Annotated in this window: 1 protein-coding gene; it reads right to left on the reverse strand. The window is 58.9% G+C overall.

Annotation, left to right across the window (positions count from 1 at the left end; all coding sequences use genetic code 11):
* Positions 1-140: 140 nt before the first annotated feature.
* On the reverse strand, positions 141-1,115 hold the full coding sequence (locus tag QCE63_RS35480) for an IS5 family transposase (protein WP_309839932.1): 975 nt from the start codon (positions 1,113-1,115) through the stop codon (positions 141-143).
* Positions 1,116-1,196 lie beyond the last annotated feature (81 nt).

Raw genomic sequence — 1,196 nt, forward strand, 5'->3', positions numbered from 1 at the left:
CTAAGGCAACGCTGAACAAGCCGTTGTATTTATCAAATTGGGCGCGAACACAGGTGGGCTTATCGTGAGTGAAGCTTTGCCGCTGCATTTTCTTGCCCACCTGGGCGTTGCGGACGGGCCTGCGGCCCGCTTTTCGCCCATTACGGGCGTACCTGTGCCATCAATCGCCTGCGCGAGAGATAGACGTTGCTCAACGCCAGCGCGACGAAGGCGCGATTGGCGTTCTTCGCCAGACCGCGATAGCGTACCTTCGAGAAGCCCCACAGGCGCTTGACGACAGCAAACACGTGCTCAACCCGAGCCCTGATCTTCGACTTGTTGCGATTCTTGCCGCGCGCTACCTCGTCAACTTTACCCGCGCGGCGCGTACGCTGATTGGTGAAGTCGCGTGCCTTGGGGGCTTTGTCACGGATCAGCGCTTTCTGGCTCGCATAGGCGCTATCTCCATAGACGCGTTGCTCTTGCCCATGCAGCAATTTCGGCAGCGGATGTTTGTCGTGCACGTTGGCCGACGTGACCACCGCGCTATGTGCCAGGCCGCTCTGACTATCGACCCCGATGTGCAACTTCAAGCCGAAATACCACTGCTTTCCTTTGCGCGTCTGATGCATCTCGGGGTCGCGCGCCTGCTGCTTGTTTTTGGTCGAGCTGGGGGCGGCGATCAACGTCGCGTCCACGATGGTGCCGCTGGCAAGCTTCATACCGCTGGCTTGCAGCACCCGCCCCACCTCCGCGAAGAGCCGTTCACCCAGTTGGTGCTTCTCAAGCAGGCGCCGAAATTTGAGCAGCGTTGTCGCATCCGGGACGGCTTCGCAGCCCAGATCAATGCCCACGAAGCAACGCAGGCTGGTGCTGTCATACAAAGCCTCTTCGCAAGCGAAGTCGGCCAGATTGAACCAGTGCTGCACGAAGTGAATCCGCAGCATGCGTGCTAAACCAATCGGCGGGCGACCGTTACCCCGTTTCGGGTAATACGGTTCAATTACCGCGCACAGTTCGGTCCACGGAACGATCATGTTCATCGTGTCGAGAAACTCGTCGCGTCGCGTCCGTTTGCGGCGAGTCTCGAAACCCGCACCTTGTTCCGCGGCCATCGCGAGCGTCTGCTGTTTCATTGTCTTTTGGCTAACTCGTTGCTTGTGCGCTCTATAACGCTCGACCCGCACAAGCGGTGGACTTAATCAGCGTTGCCCTAA

It is taken from the genome of Caballeronia sp. LZ065, assembly GCF_031450975.1.
Taxonomy (GTDB): Bacteria; Pseudomonadota; Gammaproteobacteria; order Burkholderiales; family Burkholderiaceae; genus Caballeronia.